The sequence below is a fragment of the Nocardia sp. CDC159 genome, from assembly GCF_023740735.1.
GTDB lineage: Bacteria > Actinomycetota > Actinomycetes > Mycobacteriales > Mycobacteriaceae > Nocardia > Nocardia pulmonis.
In genome coordinates this window covers 598,195-617,529 of the sequence record NZ_JAMRXH010000001.1, presented here as the reverse complement: position 1 = coordinate 617,529, position 19,335 = coordinate 598,195, and the positions used below count along the sequence as shown (strand labels likewise).

The 19,335-nt window shown below is 69.8% G+C and carries 21 protein-coding genes; 14 read left to right on the top strand and 7 right to left on the bottom strand.

From position 1 onward, the window contains the following. Positions 1–74 precede the first annotated feature (74 nt). Positions 75–1,043, top strand: a complete 969-nt coding sequence (locus tag NDR87_RS03015; RefSeq protein WP_251908895.1) for a hypothetical protein — start codon at positions 75–77, stop codon at positions 1,041–1,043. A 41-nt stretch (positions 1,044–1,084) separates the two neighbouring features. Continuing rightward, positions 1,085–1,480 carry a hypothetical protein gene (locus tag NDR87_RS03010; RefSeq protein ID WP_251908896.1) on the top strand — a complete coding sequence of 132 codons (396 nt, stop codon included), beginning with the start codon at positions 1,085–1,087 and terminating at the stop codon, positions 1,478–1,480. A gap of 13 nt (positions 1,481–1,493) precedes the next feature. Here the strand turns inward: NDR87_RS03010 and NDR87_RS03005 are convergent, their stop codons facing one another. Both NDR87_RS03005 and NDR87_RS03000 read right to left on the bottom strand, forming a co-directional pair. Further along, positions 1,494–3,119 carry a threonine/serine exporter ThrE family protein gene (locus NDR87_RS03005; protein WP_251908897.1) on the bottom strand — a complete coding sequence of 542 codons (1,626 nt, stop codon included), beginning with the start codon at positions 3,117–3,119 and terminating at the stop codon, positions 1,494–1,496. Between the two features lie 31 nt (positions 3,120–3,150). Then, the gene (locus NDR87_RS03000; protein ID WP_251908898.1) at positions 3,151–4,314 is read right to left on the bottom strand and encodes an epoxide hydrolase family protein; all 1,164 of its coding nucleotides are present in this window, start codon (positions 4,312–4,314) and stop codon (positions 3,151–3,153) included. Positions 4,315–4,377: 63 nt separating this feature from the next. Here NDR87_RS03000 and NDR87_RS02995 point away from each other — a divergent pair, with 63 nt between their 5' ends. From NDR87_RS02995 to NDR87_RS02985, 3 genes are all read left to right on the top strand, one after another. Then, on the top strand, positions 4,378–5,331 hold the full coding sequence (locus tag NDR87_RS02995; RefSeq protein ID WP_251908899.1) for a transcriptional regulator: 954 nt from the start codon (positions 4,378–4,380) through the stop codon (positions 5,329–5,331). Positions 5,332–5,698: 367 nt separating this feature from the next. Further along, positions 5,699–6,031, top strand: coding sequence for an Lsr2 family protein (locus NDR87_RS02990; protein WP_251908900.1), 333 nt, complete (start codon positions 5,699–5,701; stop codon positions 6,029–6,031). Between the two features lie 161 nt (positions 6,032–6,192). Then, on the top strand, positions 6,193–7,584 hold the full coding sequence (locus NDR87_RS02985; protein WP_251908901.1) for a transketolase C-terminal domain-containing protein: 1,392 nt from the start codon (positions 6,193–6,195) through the stop codon (positions 7,582–7,584). A gap of 243 nt (positions 7,585–7,827) precedes the next feature. On the opposite strand, the gene NDR87_RS02980 is transcribed toward NDR87_RS02985, so the two are convergent. After that, a complete protein-coding gene (locus NDR87_RS02980) occupies positions 7,828–8,358 on the bottom strand; it encodes a hemerythrin domain-containing protein (RefSeq protein WP_251908902.1) in 531 nt (176 codons plus the stop codon). 132 nt (positions 8,359–8,490) lie between these two features. Here NDR87_RS02980 and NDR87_RS02975 point away from each other — a divergent pair, with 132 nt between their 5' ends. Next, the gene (locus tag NDR87_RS02975) at positions 8,491–8,919 is read left to right on the top strand and encodes a cupin (RefSeq protein WP_251908903.1); all 429 of its coding nucleotides are present in this window, start codon (positions 8,491–8,493) and stop codon (positions 8,917–8,919) included. Here NDR87_RS02975 and NDR87_RS02970 read toward each other — a convergent pair. Beyond that, entirely contained in the window at positions 8,912–9,715 is an 804-nt protein-coding gene (locus tag NDR87_RS02970; RefSeq protein WP_251908904.1) for a MerR family transcriptional regulator, read from the bottom strand. The two genes, NDR87_RS02975 and NDR87_RS02970, sit on opposite strands and share 8 nt — an antisense overlap. 152 nt (positions 9,716–9,867) lie before the next feature. Between NDR87_RS02970 and NDR87_RS02965 the strand changes: the two genes are divergently transcribed. Further along, positions 9,868–10,518 (top strand): hypothetical protein, encoded by a 651-nt coding sequence (locus NDR87_RS02965; protein ID WP_251908905.1) that lies wholly within the window; start codon positions 9,868–9,870, stop codon positions 10,516–10,518. On the opposite strand, the gene NDR87_RS02960 is transcribed toward NDR87_RS02965, so the two are convergent. Next, the gene (locus tag NDR87_RS02960) at positions 10,484–11,107 is read right to left on the bottom strand and encodes a flavodoxin family protein (RefSeq protein WP_251908906.1); all 624 of its coding nucleotides are present in this window, start codon (positions 11,105–11,107) and stop codon (positions 10,484–10,486) included. The genes NDR87_RS02965 and NDR87_RS02960 overlap by 35 nt on opposite strands. 61 nt (positions 11,108–11,168) lie before the next feature. Between NDR87_RS02960 and NDR87_RS02955 the strand changes: the two genes are divergently transcribed. The 3 genes from NDR87_RS02955 (at position 11,169) to NDR87_RS02945 (ending at position 13,367) form a co-directional block, all read left to right on the top strand. After that, positions 11,169–12,074, top strand: coding sequence for a LysR family transcriptional regulator (locus NDR87_RS02955; protein WP_251908907.1), 906 nt, complete (start codon positions 11,169–11,171; stop codon positions 12,072–12,074). Between the two features lie 26 nt (positions 12,075–12,100). Further along, positions 12,101–12,553, top strand: coding sequence for a MarR family winged helix-turn-helix transcriptional regulator (locus NDR87_RS02950; protein WP_251908908.1), 453 nt, complete (start codon positions 12,101–12,103; stop codon positions 12,551–12,553). 79 nt (positions 12,554–12,632) lie between these two features. Continuing rightward, positions 12,633–13,367, top strand: a complete 735-nt coding sequence (locus tag NDR87_RS02945; RefSeq protein ID WP_251908909.1) for an HD domain-containing protein — start codon at positions 12,633–12,635, stop codon at positions 13,365–13,367. Here the strand turns inward: NDR87_RS02945 and NDR87_RS02940 are convergent. After that, on the bottom strand, positions 13,338–14,189 hold the full coding sequence (locus NDR87_RS02940) for a class I SAM-dependent methyltransferase (RefSeq protein WP_251908910.1): 852 nt from the start codon (positions 14,187–14,189) through the stop codon (positions 13,338–13,340). The genes NDR87_RS02945 and NDR87_RS02940 overlap by 30 nt on opposite strands. Here NDR87_RS02940 and NDR87_RS02935 point away from each other — a divergent pair. The 4 genes from NDR87_RS02935 (at position 14,188) to NDR87_RS02920 (ending at position 17,435) form a co-directional block, all read left to right on the top strand. Next, entirely contained in the window at positions 14,188–15,321 is a 1,134-nt protein-coding gene (locus NDR87_RS02935; RefSeq protein ID WP_251908911.1) for a S9 family peptidase, read from the top strand. The genes NDR87_RS02940 and NDR87_RS02935 overlap by 2 nt on opposite strands. 341 nt (positions 15,322–15,662) lie before the next feature. Continuing rightward, a complete protein-coding gene (locus tag NDR87_RS02930) occupies positions 15,663–16,538 on the top strand; it encodes a 1-acyl-sn-glycerol-3-phosphate acyltransferase (protein WP_251909460.1) in 876 nt (291 codons plus the stop codon). Between the two features lie 64 nt (positions 16,539–16,602). Next, positions 16,603–17,058, top strand: a complete 456-nt coding sequence (locus NDR87_RS02925; RefSeq protein WP_251908912.1) for a MarR family transcriptional regulator — start codon at positions 16,603–16,605, stop codon at positions 17,056–17,058. After that, entirely contained in the window at positions 17,058–17,435 is a 378-nt protein-coding gene (locus NDR87_RS02920; RefSeq protein ID WP_251908913.1) for a DUF5313 family protein, read from the top strand. Before NDR87_RS02925 ends, NDR87_RS02920 begins: the two co-directional genes overlap by 1 nt. Before the next feature lie 105 nt (positions 17,436–17,540). Here the strand turns inward: NDR87_RS02920 and NDR87_RS02915 are convergent, their stop codons facing one another. Next, positions 17,541–19,163, bottom strand: a complete 1,623-nt coding sequence (locus NDR87_RS02915) for an ATP-dependent DNA helicase RecQ (protein WP_251908914.1) — start codon at positions 19,161–19,163, stop codon at positions 17,541–17,543. Between the last annotated feature and the right edge of the window lie 172 nt (positions 19,164–19,335).

Below are 19,335 nucleotides of genomic sequence, written 5' to 3'. Positions count from 1 at the left end.
GACGATACCCGGCCCGGGTGACCCGCTGGTGAACATAGGACCGATCGCGCCGCGGTTGCTCCTACACTGAGCCGGTGGCACAGCGATGGTGGCGCGATCTGCCTCCGGCGGCCGGATGGTTCGTCATGGCCACCGCGACGCTCTCGATCGGACTGCGTCCGATCGGGCTCGAGCCGCTGTCGGCGATCGGGCTGGTGCTCGCGGGTGGGGCCTGGCTGCTGCTGGCCGCCGACTTCGCCCTGCGACTGCTGAGTGATCGGCAACGCTGGCGCGGCGCGGCCGACAGCCCACCCGCCCTCACCGCCGTGGCCGCCACCACGGTCCTGGGCGCCGGCCTGGCGCTGGCGGGCTGGCCGGTCGCGGCCGGGGCGGCGCTGCTGCTCGCGATCGCGGTCTGGCCGCTGCTGCTCACCTTCGTGATCCGGCACGGCGGGGCGCGCATCCCGGGAGCGGCCTTTCTGGTGTGCGTCTGCACCCAGGGCATCGCGGTGCTGGCGCTCACGCTGGCGAGCGCCGAGCGGGCGCGCTGGCTGGACTGGGTGGGCCTGGTCTTCTGGTGCGGCGGGGTCGGGCTCGCCGCCGCGGCGTTCGCCCGCTTCGATCTGCGCCAGGTGTGGACCGGCCGGGGCGATCAGTGGGTGGCCGCCGGTGCCCTGGCGATCTCGGCCCTGGCCGCCGCCGAACTGCTCGGTGCGGACCACTGGACCGGCGGCGCGCAGCAGGCGCTGCGCGTGTTCACCCTGGCCCTGGTGGCGCTCGATCTGATCGGCTATGTGCTCCTGCTGCTCGCCGAGATCGTCCGCCCCCGCCCCGACCACGACATCCGGCGGTGGGCGACGGTCTTCCCGCTGGGTATGACCGCGGTGGCGGTACGCGCCGCCGCGGTCGCCACCGGCGTGCCCGGCCTGTCGGCGCTCGGCACAATCCTGCTGCTGATCGCCGGGGCCGCCTGGCTGTATACCTGCGGCGCGCTGCCGGGCGAGCGGATCCGGCCGAACCGGCCGAGCTCGCTGCCATCGGGGCCGCGACGGCGTAACCTATAACCCCCGGGACCAAACCTGTAGTGGCACAAGGGGGTTCGATCATGGTCCGGTTCGCCTCGCCCGTAGTTCTCGCCGCTTCCGCGGGGCTGATGATCGCCGTCGCGCCCGGTGCGGCGGCCGATGTGACGAATCTGAGCATCGATCCGGGGGCCAGCTGGGGGCCGTCGTCGCGGTACGGGACGACGTGTTCCTACACCCTGACCGCGCGGACGAATACGGCGGGGAAGGTGTCGTTCTACGACTTCACCCAGGCCGCCACCTTCTCGCCGGGGCACTATGTCGATACGGTCGACGGAGTGGCCACCGTCCGGTGGACCCCGACGCAGCCGGGGACGCACGCGATCATGGCCTACCAAACCTCCGCGGGTGGTCCGGTGCTGACGGTGCAGGTCGGCAACGGAATCAATACGGGCTCGGCCTGTCTCGTCCTGCCCTGATCGCCGGGCAGCGTCACGAATCCGATTGCGCGTCGGCCTCCGGGGCGGTCGGTCGCGGCTCGGTGTCCAGGCTCGCCGAGCGGATCCGGGTTCGCCCGACCATGCGACGCGCCCCGCCGGTAGCCACGAAACTGCCCAGGACCAGTCCCGCGCCGATCGCCAGCGTCGTGAGCACCGCGAACGCGAACGACACCCCCGATCCCGGCGCATGTCCGATGAACCTCAACAGGGAATGCGCGACGGCCAGCGAGGGCAGCAGGGCGCCGCAGAATGCCGGAACGATGATCGATGCCGAGGAGATTCGTAGTCGGGCGGCCGTCCAGGTGCTGATGGCGCCGAGGATGGCCGCGCCGAGCATCAACGACAACTGCAGACCGAGATGCGCCCGCGCGCACAGCTGCACGATGATCTGGGTGAACACCGCCGCGGCCATGGAGATCGGCACCACCCGCGCGGTGGCGCCCTGCGCGAAGGCATTCGCCGCGGCGGCGACCGCCGAGGCGAGCAGCGCCCACCACGGCGTCAGGCCGGTCAACTGGATCGAGGACGGATCGACCTCGAGATTCACCCAGCGGGTCACCGCCAAGCCGGTCTGGATGCCGGTGACCATGCCGAGCACCACCAGGCCGATGCCCAGGCCACGGACCAGGGCCAGGCTCCGAAATCCGGATATCGCGTCCTGCGCCGCCGCGACGATCGCCGGGTGGGGCAGCAGCAGCACCACACATGCGGCGACCATACTGGCCGCCTCGCCCGGGTCGATCGGACTGTAGGTGATCGCCACGCTGCCGACCGTCGTCGCTACCGCCATTTGCGCGACGGCGACGAAAAATGTTGGCAGATAACGTCTCCCGAGCACCTTCCCGAGGTACATCAGCACGAACATCAGAGCGAAGGTGCCCACGGCCGACCAGTAGGTCCCGCCCGCCTGCAGTGCGACGACGACGCCGAGAACGCCCATGGCGCCCGCGACGACGCGATAGGGCCACCGTGGGCCCGATCGCATCTCCTCGACGAGTCGCCGACTGGCCTGGGTCATATCGGTCCGGTGCCCGACGATGTCGTCGACGACGCCGTACACGTTGTTGAGCCGGTGCAGATCGGCGCCCGTATCGCGCACGGCCCGCAATCCGGCGACGGTCGGCTCGTCGGGGACGGAGTACACCATGTGGATCGACGATCCGGGAAAGTCGAGTTCGACGGCCGCCAGATTCCAGGTCGCCGACACCGCGACGATCGCCACTTCCACACTGCGCGCGTCGGCGCCCGAGGACAGCATCACCTCGCCCAGGTCCAGGCAGAAGTCGATGACCTGGCGGGGCGAATATTCCTCCCCGGTCGCGGTCGGTGACGGCGACACGTCCGAGTAGATGCTCCCGCGCAGCAGCAGCGCGATATCGCGCCGCTGCTCGGCCGTCGCCACCCGCGGGCGACGCTGCCGCCCGGCCTGCCGGGCGCCGGTCACCGACATGCGCGGCCGACGCTTCGGCGCGCTCGCGCCCCACCGTCCACGCTCGCCGGGCTCGGCCGCACCGGGCTCGGCCCGGTCGGTCGGTGCGGGAGTACGTCCGATACGGAAACGCATGATCTCCAATCCGGTGTTGAACGGGACGGTGAAGCCAGCGGCGACACCCAGCATTGCTGTCAGGTTGCTCGTCTGCAACCAGGCCCTAGCCGCGCAGCGCGTCGAAGAAGGTGCGAATATCGTCGACGAGCAGGGTGGGCTGTTCGAGCGCGGCGAAGTGGCCACCGCGGTCGAACTCGCTCCAGTGCACGATGTTGGCGCCGCGTTCGGCGAGCGCGCGAATCGGCAGCACGATGTCCTTCGGGAACACCGCCACACCCATCGGCACCTCCACCCGCGACGGGTAGTCCCCCCGGGCCATGTTCTGAGCGAACTCGTAATAGAACCGGGCCGCGGACGCCGCGGTGTTGGTCAACCAGTACAGCATCACATTGGTGAGCATCCGATCGCGGTCGACCGCGTCCTCCGGCCGCTCCACGCTGTCGGTCCACTCCTTGAATTTCTCCACGATCCAAGCCAATTGACCCACGGGCGAATCGGCGAGACCGTAAGCCAGCGTCTGCGGCCGGGTCGACTGGATCGCCATGTATCCGCCGAAATCCCCCTGGAACCTTTCGAGCAATCCCAGTCGCCGATGATCCTCGGGGCCGAGATCGTCGAGCTCGCCCGGCATGCCCGACGGGAAGGTCGTCAGGTAGTTCACGTGTACGCCGATCACCTGCTCGGGCGCGATCCGGGCCAGCTCCTGGGAAATCCCCGATCCCCAGTCACCACCCTGCGCGCCGTAGCGCTCGTAGCCCAGCCGCGCCATCAGCTCCGCCCACGCCCGCGCCACCCGATTGATATTCCAGCCCGGCTCGGTGGTCGGACCGGAGAACCCGAAACCCGGAATGGACGGCAGCACAAGGTGAAACGCGTGCGCCGGATCGCCGTCGTGTGCCCGCGGATCGGTCAGCGGGCCGATCAGATCCAGGAACTCCACGAACGACCCGGGCCAGCCGTGGGTCATGATCAGCGGTGTCGCCGTCGGCTCCGGCGAACGCACATGGACGAAATGCACACGCTGCCCATCGATCTCGGTGACGAACTGGGGCAGTTCGTTCAGCGTCTTCTCCTGCGCGTTCCAGTCGTAATCGCTGCGCCAGTAGGCGATCAGTTCGCTCAGGTACTCCGTCGGCACACCCAGCTGCCAGCCCAGCCCGGGCAGCTGGTCGGGGCATCGGAACCGCGTCAGCCGCTCGTTCAGATAGTCCAGGTCGGCCTGCGGAACCTCGATACGGAAGGGTTGGATGCCGGTGTTGTTGCTCATGCCCCAGAGTGAAACTCCCATTGCGGCAAACTAGTTGCCGCAATGGGCAGTAGGCTCGAATCTGTGATCAAGACCTCGGCGCGCCTGCTGCATTTGCTGACGCTGCTGCAGACCCGAGCGGTCTGGACCGGTCCGGAACTGGTCGACGAGCTCGCCGTGAGCCCACGCACCGTGCGGGGAGATATCGAGAAGCTGCGTGAACTGGGTTATCCGGTGTATTCGACGCCCGGTGCGGCCGGAGGTTATCGGCTCGGTCCCGGCGCGAAGCTGCCGCCGTTGCTGCTGGACGAGGACGAGGCGGCCGCCGTGGCGCTCGGGCTCGGCGGCGCGGCGCCCGGCTCGGTGGCCGGATTCGAGGCGGCGTCGGCGCGCGCGCTGACCAAGCTCGATCAGGTCCTGCCGTCGCGAGTGCGGCACCGTGTCGAGTCGCTGCAGGCATCCACCGTGATCCCCGGTCACTCCGGGGCCGAGGCCGATCCCGTCGTCCTGACCGAGATCGCCGCGGCGGTGCGCGATCACCATCGACTGCGCTTCGACTACCGCACCCACGACGGCACCGCCCAGCGCCGCAGCGCCGAGCCGCATCGACTGGTCTACCTCGGTCGCAGGTGGTATCTCGTCGCCTGGGACCTGGACCGGTCCGACTGGCGCACCTTTCGCGTCGACCGGATCCGGCCCCGAACCCCGACCGGCCCACGATTCCCGCCCCGCGAACCGCCGACCGACGACCTCGTTGCCTTCGTCAGCGCGGGTCGGCGCATCGCGCGGCTGCGCTACCGGGCGAAGGTGACGGTCCATCGGCCCGCCGCGGACCTCGTCGGCTGGATGCCGGATGGCATCGCGGTCGAACCCGTCGACGATCACCGCTGCATCGTCCATGCCGGCGGCGACACCCCGCACGTCTTGGCCGCACACATCACCTTCATCGATGCCGACTACGAGGTCGACGGATCACCCGAAGTGCTTGCCGCGCTGCGGACGATCGGACAACGCTGCGCTGCCGCGATACCGGAATGAGAAAAGCCTTCGCCGCCGGATATCCGGCGGGGAAGGCCCAGATGCGTTGCGAAACAGCGGCGTCGGCGGTCGTGGTGGACTTGGGACGGGCGCGCCCAGGCGAGGAACTCGGCGGTGAAGGCCGGGCCGCAGGCGTGGGCCGGCAGCGGGAAACCGTGCCACCTCGCGGGCGCCCCTGTGCACTCGGAATAGCCGCATTACGAACGGGATCAGTATCGACGCTACGACGGCGCACGCGCCAGCGCAGGCCGCCGCCGACGGGAGATATTCACCACGAAGTAATTGGACGCGGGGCGGGTGGGTGAGCGCGGGATGCTACGGTTCAGGCCGGAAATATAGGACGATAGGCCCCCCGAAGGGAATCCTTATGGCGCGCAAGGTCGTTGTGGAACTCGTCGACGATTTCGACGGCAAATCTCCGGCCGAGGAGACGGTGTCCTTCGCGCTCGACGGCGTCGAGTACGAAATCGACCTGTCGCTGCTCAACGCGGGGCGGCTGCGCGCGGTGTTCGAACCGTATACCGAGCACGGCCGCAAGCTGGGCCGCGGCCCGCGCCCGGCGGCCCCGGCTCGCCCGATCGCCGCCCGGGAGCAGACCGCCGCCATTCGCGCCTGGGCGCGCAAGAACGGCTACGACGTCTCCGATCGGGGCCGAATCCAGGCCGACGTCATGGCCGCCTACGCCAAGGCCGCCGTCTAGCCGGACATTCACTCCACCGCTCCTTCGGGGCGTGCGCGGTCGTTGTGCCGGATTGTGCTGTCCGGAAAACGATTTGGAATCTCGTCGGGCGTGTACATTGTGTGGGTCGTTCGGTCGGGGAGTCCGGCGGCATCCGGGGCTGCCTATATGGGGGTGTGGTGGTGGACACGAATCCGGGCACTCCGATCCCTCGGAGCGAGATCGACGCGGCAGGCCTGCGCAGCATGGCCCACGCCGCCCTGCATCGGGTCTTCGATGCGCGGCGCGATCCGATCATCGTCGATACCCGCGGCGGCGCGGCGTCGGTGCTGTCCTCGGCCGACGGGCTGGCGAAGGCGTTCGAGCTGACCGGACAGGACGATCGGCACGTGGCGGTGGTCGTGGAGAGCGAGTCGCTGGACGTCGGTCTGTGCTGGGAGGCATGGAACAACCTGGTCCTGGGCCGCCAGCGTTCGGTCGTGATGGTGGTGATCGGCGAATTCCGACACCGGCCGTTCGCGGATCTGCGGATCACCTACTTCGGCCCGGTCGACGATCCGGCCGTGCTGGAAAGTGCGCTGCGGCATGCGAAATCGCACGGCGGTCCGGTGGTCGTGCACCTGGTCGGGGGATCCCCGGCCGCGCCGCGGCCGCTCACCGGACGCGATGCGGTGGCCTCGGAATGGGCGGACGTGCTGGGCGGTGAACTCGTCGCACATGCCGAGCGGCGCATCGATATCGTCGCGGTCACCGCGGCGACGGCCGGGCCGACCGGGCTGGGCCCGTTCGCCGAGCGATTCCCGGAGCGGATGTTCGATGTCGGCGCGGGTGAGCAGCACGCCGTCACCTCGGCGGCCGGTTTGGCGCTGGGCGGAACGCATCCGGTGGTGGGGCTCGGTTCGACCGGCCTGAGCCGCGCGCTCGATCAGATTCTGATGGATGTCGCGCTGCTGGCGCTGCCGGTCACCTTCGTGCTGGCCCGTTCCGAGGCCGCGCCGCCGCAACGAGCGAACCATCACGGCAGCCGGGAACTGGCGCTGCTGGGCATGGTGCCCGGGCTACGGGTCGGCGCACCGCGCGACGGCGCGTCGCTGCGCCGGTTGGTCGCCCAGGCGCTGACCCACGACGTGGGGCCGACCGCGCTGCGCTTACCGGAAGGCGCTGTGCCGGAGGAGATCCCGGTGATCGAGCGGATCGATGGGGTCGATGTGGTGCATCAACCCCCGGGGGAGTGCGCGGCGCTGCTGGTGGCGGTGGGGCCGTGCGTGGCCGCGGCCGTGGCGGCCGCGCGGTTGTTGGCGGCGCGGGGCGTGGTCGCCCGCGTGGTCGATCCGCGCTGGGTGCTGCCGGTGCCCGAGGCGCTGCTGAAACTGGCCGACGGGCATCGGCTCGTCGTCACGATCGAGGACGGGCTCGCGCACGCGGGGTTCGGCGCGGCGCTGTCGGCGGCCTTGCGCGCCAGCGGGATCGATGTGCCCGTGCGCGGGCTCGGGGTGCCGCACCGGCTCGTCACGGATTCGGCCATCGCCCGCAGCGTGCTGCGGCACCTCGAGGCGGGACGGTCAGCCGGGTAGTACTCGGGAGGTGAACAGCATGCCGACCGCCAGCAGCGCGGTGCAGCCGCCTGCGGTGGTCGCGGATCGGGTCAGGGCGAACAAGCCGAGACCGAAGATTGCGCACATTGCGGCGGCGAGCAGTACGGTGCCGCGGTTTGCCGTCCTCGGTCTCGCTGTGATGCGGAGGGCCAGCATTGCCATATCGATCGACTACCCGTCCGCGCCTTTATCAAACCGTTACCGGTTTGCCCGGAATATCCCTCAGGCTCGGCCCAATCCGGCGTCGACCGCGTCGCACAGCCGCGTGAACAGCGGCAACGGCGGAGCCACCGCGGGCCGCTCGCCGTCGGCGGTGCCGCGCGAGGGTATGAAGGTCTCCACCATTTCGATCGCCGCCGCGATCCGCCGGGCATCGGCGGTGGAGGCGGATTCGCGCAGGATCGGCAATTCTTGCACCTCTTCCGAGGCCAGATGCATCGACACCATATCCGCGAATCGGTCGAATTTGCGCCCGAATTCGGGATGGTCGACCCCGAGTTCGTAGAGCTCGGCCAGGACGCCGAGCAACTGCCGTTCCTCGTGCAACCGCGCGTCCACATTCTCCGCGCCGGATCGGCCCACGGCCGAATGCACCAGCGATTCCTCGACGCTCTCGTGCGCGGCCATCAGCCGGACCAATTCGGCGAACGACTCCCCACGCTCGCCACCGACTCTCACCTCGCCGAGCAGTCCCGCAATGCGCCGGTGTTGTCGAACGAGCAATTCCGCGGCATCCGCTGCGGTCTGGGTCATGACAACCACCCCTTTCCGCCGGTTCGACCCATTGCGTGGAGTACCCGGGTGGCCCTCCCGCAATCATTCCGCTCGGATCGGCCTGGGACGCAACGGGTGGCGGGGGAGGCGAATCGCATTACGCTGTCTGCCATGGGGTGGCGGCCGGGAGCGACCTGCGTGCTGGCGGCGGGCCTGGTGGCCGCGACGGCGGTGGCCGCGTCCGCGACGCCGTCCACCGGGGTCAGCGGTGTCGTCGTGGCGCGGTACACCATCGGCGGGACCGACTACATCCTGCGGGAGATCACCATCGCGCCGGGCGGTTCGACGGGCTGGCATTTTCATGACGGCCCCCTTTACGCCGTGGTGCGCAATGGCTGGCTGGCACATTACGATTCGGCCTGCGTGCCCGATGGCGAGCACCCCACCGGGAACGCCTTCATCGAAGCGCCCGGGCGCGATCATGTTCACATCGGCCGCAACGAGGGCGTCGAGCCGCTGGTGCTCGACGTGCTCTATGTGTTGCCCGCCGGGAGCCCGCTGGCGCGCGACGCTGCCGATCCGGGCTGTCGACTCAGGTGAGCGGCGTCATGAAGGTCCACAGGCGCTGTTCGGGGTCGCGGGCGCTGTAGTCGCGGTAGCCGTAGGACTGGTCGGTGGGCGGGTAGAGAATTTCGGCGCCCGCGTCCGCGGCGTGGCGGTGGTGGGCGTCGACGTCGTCGACGACGATCGACATGCCCTCGGTGCAGACGCCGACGCTGGCCGGGGAGGCCAGGGCGAAGCGTTCGGAGACCTGGTGCAGCCAGATGACGCCGTCACCGGCGGTCAGCTCGCCGTGAACGACCGTGCCGTCCTCGGCGCGGGCCAGTCGGCCGGGTTCGAAACCGAAGGCGCGGCAGAGGAATTCGTGGGCGGCGGCGATATCGCGGTAGACCAGGGTGGGGATCCGGCGGCGAATCGTGGTGTCGAGCATGGCCATGTCCTCCAGGGTGTCGAGTAGTTCGCGGACGTCCGGTCCGCCCGGTCCGCTCAGCGTCTCGGCCATCGCGGCCAGCCGGTTGCGCAGCCGATGTTCGATGCCGAGGCGGTGGTCGAGCCGATCGATGTGGCGGCTCATCGTGGCCCGCAGATCCCAGCGCGGATCGTCCAGGGCCGCGGCCACCTCGTCCAGTCGCAGGCCCAGCTGGCGCAGCAGCCCGATGCGGTAGAGCCGTTCCACATCGGCCGTCGAATACAGCCGATGTCCGGTGCTGGTGCGCCCGGCGGGTGAGAGCAGGCCGATCTCGTCGTAGTGGTGCAGTGTGCGCACGGTGAGTCCGGTCGCGGCGGCCAGTTCGCCCACCTTGAGGGCCCGTTCGGGGTGGCTGGGCGTGGTCACATTCGTGACAGTAGGACCTCACGCCGCGTGAGGTGCAAGACTCGCACCGAATTGGGTTATCGTCGGCGTTGCGCCAGCGAACGGGCCGGGCGGTTTCCCGGCGCCGCGGCGTGGTAGTCGCTCAGCAGTGTGTCAACGGGAGGAGAGGTGCCATGCAGAAATGGGGTGTACGCACCGCCCGCGCCGCCGCGGGCGTGCTGACCGTCGCGGCGCTGACCGTGGGCGGTGCGGGCCAGGCGAGCGCCGACGCGCCGCCATCGGGCGCGGTACAGATCGACTGGCAGCAGGCCGCGCAGCGACTGCGCGCCGCGGTCGCCGGTGACGCCGCGGCACAGCAGGCGATCGACCACTTGCTCGCGTCGGGTCGCCTCGAGACGGCCGATCCGATCGCCCTGCCCGCCCAGCCCTTCCAGATTCCGGCGCAGTCCGATATCGGCCGCGGCGACGGTCCCGGCGTCTACGGCTCCGGAATCGCGTTGGGACTGGACGGATTCCGGTTCGGCTTCTTCGGCGGCCCAGGCACCATCGCGCCGAACCAGACCGGCGCCCGGTTGCAGGTGTCGTGGATCAACCTGTCCAACGGTCGCAGCGGCACCGAGGACCTGTTCGAGCACAACGACGTGCCCATCGACACCACCATTCGCACCCGCGTGCTCGATCCCGGCCCCGGCCCGATCGTGGCCGCGGTCTACGGCACGCTGTGGCACCGCTGGCCGGTCCCGGTGAGCGACGCCAATCCCGACGGCTACCAGTACCAGCGCGGCACGATCAGCGTTCCGTCGTTCGGAGCGGTCTACAACTGAGCCGACCGGCGGCCAGTTGCGCGGTGACCTCGGCGACCCGCCCGCCCAGGTGGCGGCAGGTCGCCAGGTCCGAGCCGAGCACGCCCTCGGGGGGTAGATCGGTGTCGGTCTGCGCGCCCGCGCCGAGAAAGAACCCGAGCCGATTCAGGTCGTCGCGGCTCGCGGTGGTGCTGTTCCAGCCCGCCACCAGGCCCAGGTTCACCCAGTGCATGTGATGCTGGGCGGCCAGCACGGCCAGCGAGATCAGCGCGTGCAGCTTGTCGCCGCTCATACCCCCGGAATTGGTGAACCCGGCCGCCACCTTGTCCTGCCAGGCGCCGCGCACGCAGCGCGATGAGGTCGCCTCGGCGAAGGCCTTGAACGCGGCCGAGACGTCGCCCATATAGGTCGGGCTGCCGAAGACGATCGCGTCGGCGGCGTCCAGGGCGGCCCAGTCGGTCTCGGTGATTCGGTCCACCGCGAGCAGTTCGGCCGCGGCGCCGCCGTCGCGCGCGCCCTGCGCGACGGCCGCGGCGAGGACGGCGGTGTGGCCCCAACCGGAGTGATAGGCGATGACGATGCGTGGGGGAGCGAGGTTTTCGTCGGTCACACCTCGAGCCTCGTCGCGGGGCCGCGGCCGCGTCCAATATCGGCATTCATAACCTGATGGAATGGATATCGACACCCGGCTGCTGCGTTCGTTCGTCGCGGTGGCCGAGGAGGGGCATCTGACCCGCGCGGCGCGGCGGCTCTATCTCTCGCAGCCCGCGCTGACCAAGCAGATCCGGCAGTTGGAGCGGTTGCTCGAGGTGGAGCTGTTCGTGAGATCACGAGCGGGTATGACCCTGACCGAGCCCGGGTCGGTGCTGGCCGAGCAGGCGCCCGCACTACTCGCCGGGTGGGACCGCATGTTGCGCGCCACCAAGGGCAGCGCCGCCCGGGCCGCGCGGGTGTTGCGGGTCGGCTTCGTGGCCAGTGCCGCCAACGAATTCACCCCCGCGATCGTCGCCGCGTTTCGGGAGCGGGAGCCGCGGTGGCGAGTCGATATGCGGCAGTTCGGCTGGACCGACCCGAGCGCGGGACTCGATGCCGGTGAGGTCGATGTGGCGCTGGTGCGGTTGCCGTTCCCCGGCCAGGACGACTACCGGATCAGCGAGCTGTTCGCCGAACCGCGGTGGATCGCCCTGCCCGCCGCGCACCGGCTGGCCGACTGTGCGCGAATCGAATTCGCGCAACTGTGGGACGAACCGTTCGTGGCGGCCCCGCCCGACAACGGCCGCTGGCGCGATTTCTGGATCGGCGCCGACGAACGCCCACCCGAGACGGCCGTCATCGGGGCGATCGCGCACAACACCGACGAATGGCTCACCGCCATCGCCAACGGCTTCGGCATCAGTTTCACTCCCGCGTCCTCGTCGCGCTACTACCCCCGTCCCGGAATCGTGTACCGCCCCGTCGACGGCATCGGACCGAGCCGGGTCGCGGTGGCCTGGCCGAGTTCGTCCGAGCCGAACGCCGTTGTGCGGGAATACATTCGGTGTTGCCGGGAGATCTGCGTGGGGCGCGGGGAGGGCTGAGTTCCGCGGTAGGGGAGACTGGGGCGGTGACGACCGAGAACGCCCGCCCTGCTCCGCCGGTGACCACGGCTACCATCATCATTCTGGCGACGGCGCGGCGTGTGGAGAACGAGCTCGGGGAGGCGCTGGCGCCGCTGGATCTCACCGTCGCGCGGCTCGGGCTGCTCGGGCATATCTCGGGGGTGCCGGGGGTGTCGTTCAGCGATCTCGCGCGGATGTCGGGCACCACCGTGCAGAGTGCGCATACCGCGGTGAAGGCGCTGGTGCGGGCGGGGCTGGTGCACGATCGGACGGCGCGGGCGGGGGCGGCCTCGGCGATCGAGCTGACGCCCAAGGGGCATCGGCTGCTGCGTGCCGCGCGGGAGGTGGTCGCCGAGGTCGATCGGCGGCTGTTCGGGCCGGAGGCCGATCCGGTGCAGCGCAAGCTCGGGGCCGCCATTCTGGCCGCTTTCGCCGAGGGACCCGACGCCTCGGTGTGATGCCGCCCACAACCTTCGATGAGGTCGTTCGGCGGCGCTATGCTTCAGCAAGGCTGAAGGTTATGGAAAGGTGAAGGCCATGAACGCATCTCGACGCACGGTACTCGGAGCGGGGCTCGCCGCAACGGCTTCCGTGCTTGCCACGGGCCCGGCGCAGGCCGGGAATCCCGCCCTGGCGCTCCCGCCGACCCCGCTGGCCGAGCGGGCCCGCCGCCTCGCCGACGACACCCTCGAACCGCATCTGCGCAATCACAGCGTGCGCGGCTTTCTGTTCGGTCGCGCGGCCGCGGCCGCGCAGGGCGCGCTGCCGGGGCGGGACTACGACGAGGAGTTGATGTTCCTCATCTCGATACTGCACGACATCGGTCTGTCCGAACCGGCCAACGGCGATCAGCGCTTCGAAATCGACGGCGCGGACTTCGCGGCGCGGTTCCTCGAGGACAACGGCGTCACCGACGCGCGCGTGGACATCGTGTGGGACGCCATCGCGGCGCACACGATGGGCTTCATCGACTCTCCGGTCTATCGTCGCCGCCGCGCCCCGGAGATCTGGATCTCGGTGGCGGGCATCGGAATCGACATCTTCGGCGGCCCCGCGGATCTGCCGCCCGGCGTCGCCGACCTGGTGCACGCGGCCTATCCGCGATTGGGCGGCACGCGCGCCCTGACCGATTCGGTCGAGCGGCAGGCGCTCGCCAAACCGCAGAAGGCGACCCCGGCGACGCTGGCGGGGGAGATCCTGCGCGAGCGCCATCCCGATCTGGACCGGGGCTCGTGGGGTGCGCTACTGGAGACCAACGGCTGGCGGGACTGACGCGCCCGCGGGCGCTCGGCGGGGATCCGGGATCGCTCGGATGGCCAGGAACCCGGTCGGCTCGCGGTGCAGCCGGTCGTAGCGCTCGGCATCGATGGCGGCGGCCGGGCCGGTGGGGCGGGGTTCGATCAGGCGCTCGATGAGAAAGCCCGCCTCGTGCAGTTCCGCGCAGGTGCGCTCGAGCGGGGCCAGCCAGTAGCGCATGGTCCAACCCGAGCTCCAGGTCTCCTCGATCACGCGCACGTCGAAATAGTTGCCGCCGTGACGGATCCAGTCGCCGGTCGGGTGCGGGCGGGACAGCACCAGCGCGCCGTCGGGTCGCAACACGCGGCGGAACTCGCGCAGCATCGCCACCCGGTCATCGATGTATTCCAGGGCGAGGGCGAACAGGATCAGTTCGACCGAGGCGTCGGGCAGCCAGTCGAGCGGCCGGGCGAGGTCGTGAATCCGGAATTCCCCGTGCGGAACTCGCTGCCGGGCCAGCTCGATCATGCGTGGGCTGTGATCGAGGCCGACGATCTCGGCGCCGCGGGCGCAGAGCTCCTCGGCGTAGAGTCCGGGGCCGCAGGCGGCGTCGAGGATTCGGCGTCCCGCCACCTCGCCGAGCAGCCCCAGGCAGGCGGGGCGGTCGTAGTGCGCGTTGTAGAAGCCCTCGCGCGCCCGCTCCAGAAACTCCTCGGCGTGGCTGTCGTACTGTGGTCGCGATCCCACCGCGTCGGTCACCGCGTCAGTCTGCCCCGCGGCGCGACCTGGCGCATCGGAATATTTCGCCGGGGCCGCCTCCGCGCGGAACCGGCCGCGGGCCGGTACCTTGTGCGACATGCTCGCACTGTCCCGTCGTCGTGTAGCGGCCGTGCTGGTCGCGGTCGGTCTGGGTATTTGTGCCGCGATGCCCTCGGCGGCGGCACAGGGTTCGGCGATAGGACAGCTGAACGCGATCGAGCTGATCGATCCGGAGCGCTCGTTCGCCGCGGCGGGCGGGGCGGTCCAAATCACCTATGCCACAGTCGATCAGCACGGTGCGCCCGCCCAGGGCTCCGGTGCGCTGTATCTGCCGCGCGGGCTGCCGCCCGCCGGTGGCTGGCCGCTGGTCGTGTGGGCGCATGGAACCGTGGGGATCGCCGACGCCTGCGCGCCCTCGCGCCGCCCGCAGTCCGAGCGCAACGCCACCTATTTCAACCGCGTCCTCGACAGCGGCTATGCCGTGCTGGCCCCGGACTATCAGGGGCTGGGCACCGGCGGGCAGTTCAGTTACTACAACACCGTAGTCGAGGGCGCCTCGATTCTGGACGCGGTCGCGGCGGTCCGCTCGGTGCCCGCCCCGCTGGCGGACCGCTGGGTGGTGATCGGTCAGTCCGAGGGCGCGCACGCGGCGATGAGCGCGGCGAGCCTGTACCCCGGCCACGGTGGGGCGGCCGGGCTGCGCGGCGTGATCGCCACCGGTCTGCGCACCGATCCGCCGCGCAGCCTGCGCGCGATGTTCCGCCGGGACTCGACCGGATCGCACAACCAGGTCGGCTACGCCGCCTACTTCCTGGCCGCGCTGCAGGAACTGCATCCCGACCGGGTGACGCCCTACCTGTCGGACTTCGGTCGCGACTACGTGGAAAGCGCCGCGAGCCAATGCCTTTCGGATCTGGTGGCGCGCGCCGACGGCCGCCGCCCGGCGGCGCTGGTCGCCGATCCGGACAATCCCACGCCCACCTTCGAGGCCGATATCGCGGCCCTGACCGGCTACCGCGACGACAACCTCACCGCCGATGTGCTGCTGGGTTACGGTACCGCCGATATCGATGTCCCGCCGGACCATACCGAGGAGTACGCCAACGCGCTGCGGGAACGCAATCCCGGCATTCGGGTGACCGTCGAGAGCTATCCGGGCAAAGACCACAGCGGAGCGTTCCTGGCCTCACTGCCCAGCGCCCTGGCATTCCTGCAAGCCCATCTGCGCTAGCCGGATCGGCCCGGCCCTCTGCTCGTGGGTCGGCACAACGCTGCTTTCGCGAATGGTGTAACGGGGCGGTCGCCGGAATACGACGTGATCGGTATAGGTATTGCTTCGCACCAGGTGATAGCGGTGAAGAACGTTTTCGTCCGCCTGTTCCGGCGAGGTCGCCGGTTCTCCGCCTCGTTTCCGGCGGGACTGCGGGCCGTTGATCAGTTGCGCCACAACGGGATATCCGTGCGGACGTGCCGCGTGCGGACGTGCGCACGGGGTGGTGGCAGCGCCGAGGTGTAGCCCCGGGCGTGTCGGGTATCACGCCCGCAGAGTTCACCGACACCGAGGGCCGTCCGATGAAACTGCTTTCCCTTCCCGCCGTACCGGTCGAGGCGGTCACCGAGTGGGTCGGCAGGCAGGTGAAGCAGCGCGTGCCCGAGGCCGATATGAACGAGCGCGATCCGGAGTTCATCGCCCGAATGCTCGGTCCCACTTGGGAACTGGTGCGGCTGTACTTCCGCCCGGACGTGCGGGGGCTGGAGCGCATTCCGGAGCGCGGCCCGGTGCTGGTGGTGGGCAACCATTCCGGCGGCAACACCTCCCCGGAGGTGATCGTGACCGCGCTGGCGTTCAATCGGCACTTCGGGCCGCGGCGGCCCTTCTATCAGCTGGCGCACAATCTGGTGATGCTCGTGCCGATCCTCGGACCGGTGCTGGGCAAGTGGGGCACGATCGCCGCGAATCCGGAATCCGCCCGGTCGGCGCTGCGCAGCGGCGCGACCGTGCTGGTGTATCCCGGCGGCGACTGGGAGGTGCATCGGCCCGCGTGGGAGGGCGATCGGATCGACTTCGCGGGGCGGACCGGTTTCCTGCGGTTGGCGTGGCAGGAGAATGTGCCGATCGTGCCGATGGTCAATTACGGTGCGCACCAGAATCATCTGATCCTCACCCGCGGCGATCGGCTGGCCCGGCTGCTGCGGTTGGACCGCATGCTGCGGCTGAAGGTGTTCCCGATCTCGCTGGCCGTGCCCTGGGGGCTGAACATCAGCGATCTCGCGGGGCATCTGCCGCTGCCGGTCAAGGTGACGATCGAATTCCTCGAACCCGTCGATCTGCGCGCCGAATTGGGGCCCGAACCGGACTGGGAGCGGGCCTACGACCACATCACCGGCATCATGCAGCGCGCGCTGTCGCGGCTGGCCGACGAGGCCGATCTGCCGATCATCGGCTGAGCCGAGCATCACATCGTGCACGAATACTTTGTGCGTTAACTGTTGGCGCACTAAGCTTCAGGGCGTGGAGATCGACGATCCGTTGCGACTGGACCGGCAGGTGTGTTTCGCGCTCGCGGTCGCCAATCGGTCGGTGCTGGCGGTGTATCGGCCGCTGCTGGAACCGCTCGGGCTCACCCATCCGCAGTACCTGGTGATGCTCGCGCTGTGGGGCGAGGCGCCGATGTCGGTGAAGGCCATCGCCGAGGCGATTCAGCTGGATTCGCCGACGCTGTCGCCGCTGCTGAAGCGGCTCGAGGCCGCGGGGCTGATCACGCGCCGCCGCCACGAACACGACGAGCGCACACTGCTGATCGATCTCACCGAGGCCGGGTGGGCGCTGCGCCGCGATGCCGAGCGGATTCCCCCCGCGGTCGTGCGGCGGCTGGGCGTGACCCTGGCCGATCTGGAGGAGTTGCGCGCGGTGTTGACCCGCGTCAACGAGGCGGCCCGACGGGCGTCGGCAGACAGGGAGAACTGATGGAACGCCAGACCCCCAATCCCGTTCAGCGCCTGCGCTACATCTTCGGCGCGACGCTGCCGCCCTCGATGCGCGAATGGGTCCTCGAGGATCTGACCGGCCCGGGCGCGGCCCGCCGCTACCTGCTGCGCTTCCTGGTGCCGATGATTCCGGTGCTGGCGCTGTTCCTGCTGGTCCCGGGCCCGCTGTGGATGGGCCTGTCGATGATGGCGCTGCTGTACATTCCGCTGATCTATTTCACGATCGCGCTCATGTACGTCTATCGCCGCCACCGCCTGATCAAGCATGATCTCGATCCGGCCCTGGCCGATATCGGCGAGCGGCAGCGCGCCGCGGCGGAGCGGGCGGCCTACGAGTTGCGGCACGGGCGGGGGTGAGGCCCTGTCTGCGGCGCTGGGCGCGCCGGAGGATTCGGCCGCGACGGCGACCGACGTGCTCGCGGCGCTGCTCGGCCGGAACCCGGATCGGGGGCGAGCGGATGCTCAGCCCTCGGGTGTCAGCAGGCCGGATTCGCGGGCCAGCGGGAGGGCGAGGGTGCGATAGCCCGCGCTCTCGAACAGGACGGTGACACGGTCGTTGCCGAGCCGGACCACCTCGCCCGCGCCCCATTGTTCGTGGTGTACGGCGGTTCCGGGAGTGAAGGTGGTGTCGGTGGGCGCGTGGTCGGCGGCGGTTCCGGCGGCGCAGGTGTCGCAGTGGCCACATGGTTCGGGCAGGGCCTCGCCGAAGTAGCCGAGCAGGAATTGCCTTCGGCACGAGGTGGTTTCGGCGTACTCGCGCAGCACCTGGACGCGGGTGCGGTCGAGCTGTCCGTGGCGTTCGGCCAGCGCGGCGACGCGCTCGGCCGCCGCAGCGGGATCGTCGCCGAGGTAATGGCAGGTCCGGTGCTGATCGATGCGCACCACACCACCCTGTTCGAGCAGGTTGAGGTCCCTGGTGATCCGTCGATGCGGTTGTCCCAGCGCGGATTCCAGTTCCTCGGCCGTCATCGCGCCGCGGGCGTGCAGGAGCTCGGCGATCCGGACCGGGCCCTCGGTGTCGAGCCGGTGCGCGGTGAGGAAATTCTGCACGCCGAGATCCTCGGGGCGATAGCACAGCAGTGCGTCGGCGGGCTCGCCGTCGCGTCCGGCGCGGCCGATCTGCTGATGGTAGGAGTCCAGCGAATCGGGTACCGACGCGTGGATGACGAAGCGCACGTTGGGTTTATCGATGCCCATGCCGAACGCACTCGTCGCGACCACGATCGTGACGCGATCGCGATGGAACTCGTCGTGGACCCGGTCGCGCTCGGCCGAGCGCATGCCCGCGTGATACGCCGCCGCCCTGACCCCGCGCCGATTCAATTCGGCCGCAAGCATTTCGGTGTCGCCGCGGGTGGCACAGTAGATCAGCCCAGGCCCACCGCCCGCGGCAACGGCCTCGAAGATCCGGGCGTACTTGTCCCGCTCCTCGATCGCGCGGTGCACGGCCAGATACAGATTGGGCCGATCGAATCCGGAGATCACCCGCAGCGGGTCGCGCAGCCGCAGCCGCTCGACGATGTCGTCGCGGACCGGGCCGCCCGCGCTCGCGGTGAGCGCCAGCACCGGCGGGCGGCCCAGCCGGTCGGCGACCTCGCCCAGGCGCAGATAGTCCGGGCGGAAATCGTGCCCCCACGCCGAGACGCAGTGCGCCTCGTCGACCACGAACAGCCCGGGGCGAATTCGCGCGAGCTCGGCCACGACCTCGGGCCGGGCCAGCTGTTCGGGTGCGAGGAACAGATATTCGGCCGCGCCCTCGCGCACCGAGCGCCACGCCCGTCGATCGGCGGCTTGCGACTGCGCCGAATTCACCGCGACCGCATCCGGTGCGGCGCTGTCCGCGAGCTGGGCGATCTGGTCGCGCTGCAACGCCACCAACGGCGACACGATCAGCGCCGGGCCGTCCAGCAGCAGCGTGGCCACCTGGTACACCGCCGATTTGCCCGCCCCCGTCGGCATCACCACCAGCGCGTCACGGCGCTGGACTACCGCGACCATGGCGGTGAGCTGATCGTCGCGGAGTTCGTCCCAGCCGAACGTCTCCCGCGCTGTGCGCCGCAACTCGGCGCGAACGTCTCGCTGCACGCGCTGGGCGTGCCCGCTGAACAGCAATCGAAACTACGGCAAACCTGGGCGCATGTCCAAAACTGTTAGCGCATGCTTCATTTTCGTTAAGTCGTTGGGGTGCAGCGCATCACAGCTGTTAACGGCTGCCCAGTTTGTCTGATTACTCCAGGCAGACGCATACGGCGGCCAA

Coding starts and splice junctions, on each gene's coding strand:
- NDR87_RS03010 (WP_251908896.1), top strand. CDS start 1,085: ATGGTCCGGTTCGCCTCGCCCGTAGTTCTCGCCGCTTCCGCGGGGCTG.
- NDR87_RS03005 (WP_251908897.1), bottom strand. CDS start 3,119: ATGCTGGGTGTCGCCGCTGGCTTCACCGTCCCGTTCAACACCGGATTG.
- NDR87_RS03000 (WP_251908898.1), bottom strand. CDS start 4,314: ATGAGCAACAACACCGGCATCCAACCCTTCCGTATCGAGGTTCCGCAG.
- NDR87_RS02990 (WP_251908900.1), top strand. CDS start 5,699: ATGGCGCGCAAGGTCGTTGTGGAACTCGTCGACGATTTCGACGGCAAA.
- NDR87_RS02980 (WP_251908902.1), bottom strand. CDS start 8,358: ATGACCCAGACCGCAGCGGATGCCGCGGAATTGCTCGTTCGACAACAC.
- NDR87_RS02975 (WP_251908903.1), top strand. CDS start 8,491: ATGGGGTGGCGGCCGGGAGCGACCTGCGTGCTGGCGGCGGGCCTGGTG.
- NDR87_RS02965 (WP_251908905.1), top strand. CDS start 9,868: ATGCAGAAATGGGGTGTACGCACCGCCCGCGCCGCCGCGGGCGTGCTG.
- NDR87_RS02955 (WP_251908907.1), top strand. CDS start 11,169: ATGGATATCGACACCCGGCTGCTGCGTTCGTTCGTCGCGGTGGCCGAG.
- NDR87_RS02945 (WP_251908909.1), top strand. CDS start 12,633: ATGAACGCATCTCGACGCACGGTACTCGGAGCGGGGCTCGCCGCAACG.
- NDR87_RS02935 (WP_251908911.1), top strand. CDS start 14,188: ATGCTCGCACTGTCCCGTCGTCGTGTAGCGGCCGTGCTGGTCGCGGTC.
- NDR87_RS02940 (WP_251908910.1), bottom strand. CDS start 14,189: ATGTCGCACAAGGTACCGGCCCGCGGCCGGTTCCGCGCGGAGGCGGCC.
- NDR87_RS02930 (WP_251909460.1), top strand. CDS start 15,663: ATGAAACTGCTTTCCCTTCCCGCCGTACCGGTCGAGGCGGTCACCGAG.
- NDR87_RS02920 (WP_251908913.1), top strand. CDS start 17,058: ATGGAACGCCAGACCCCCAATCCCGTTCAGCGCCTGCGCTACATCTTC.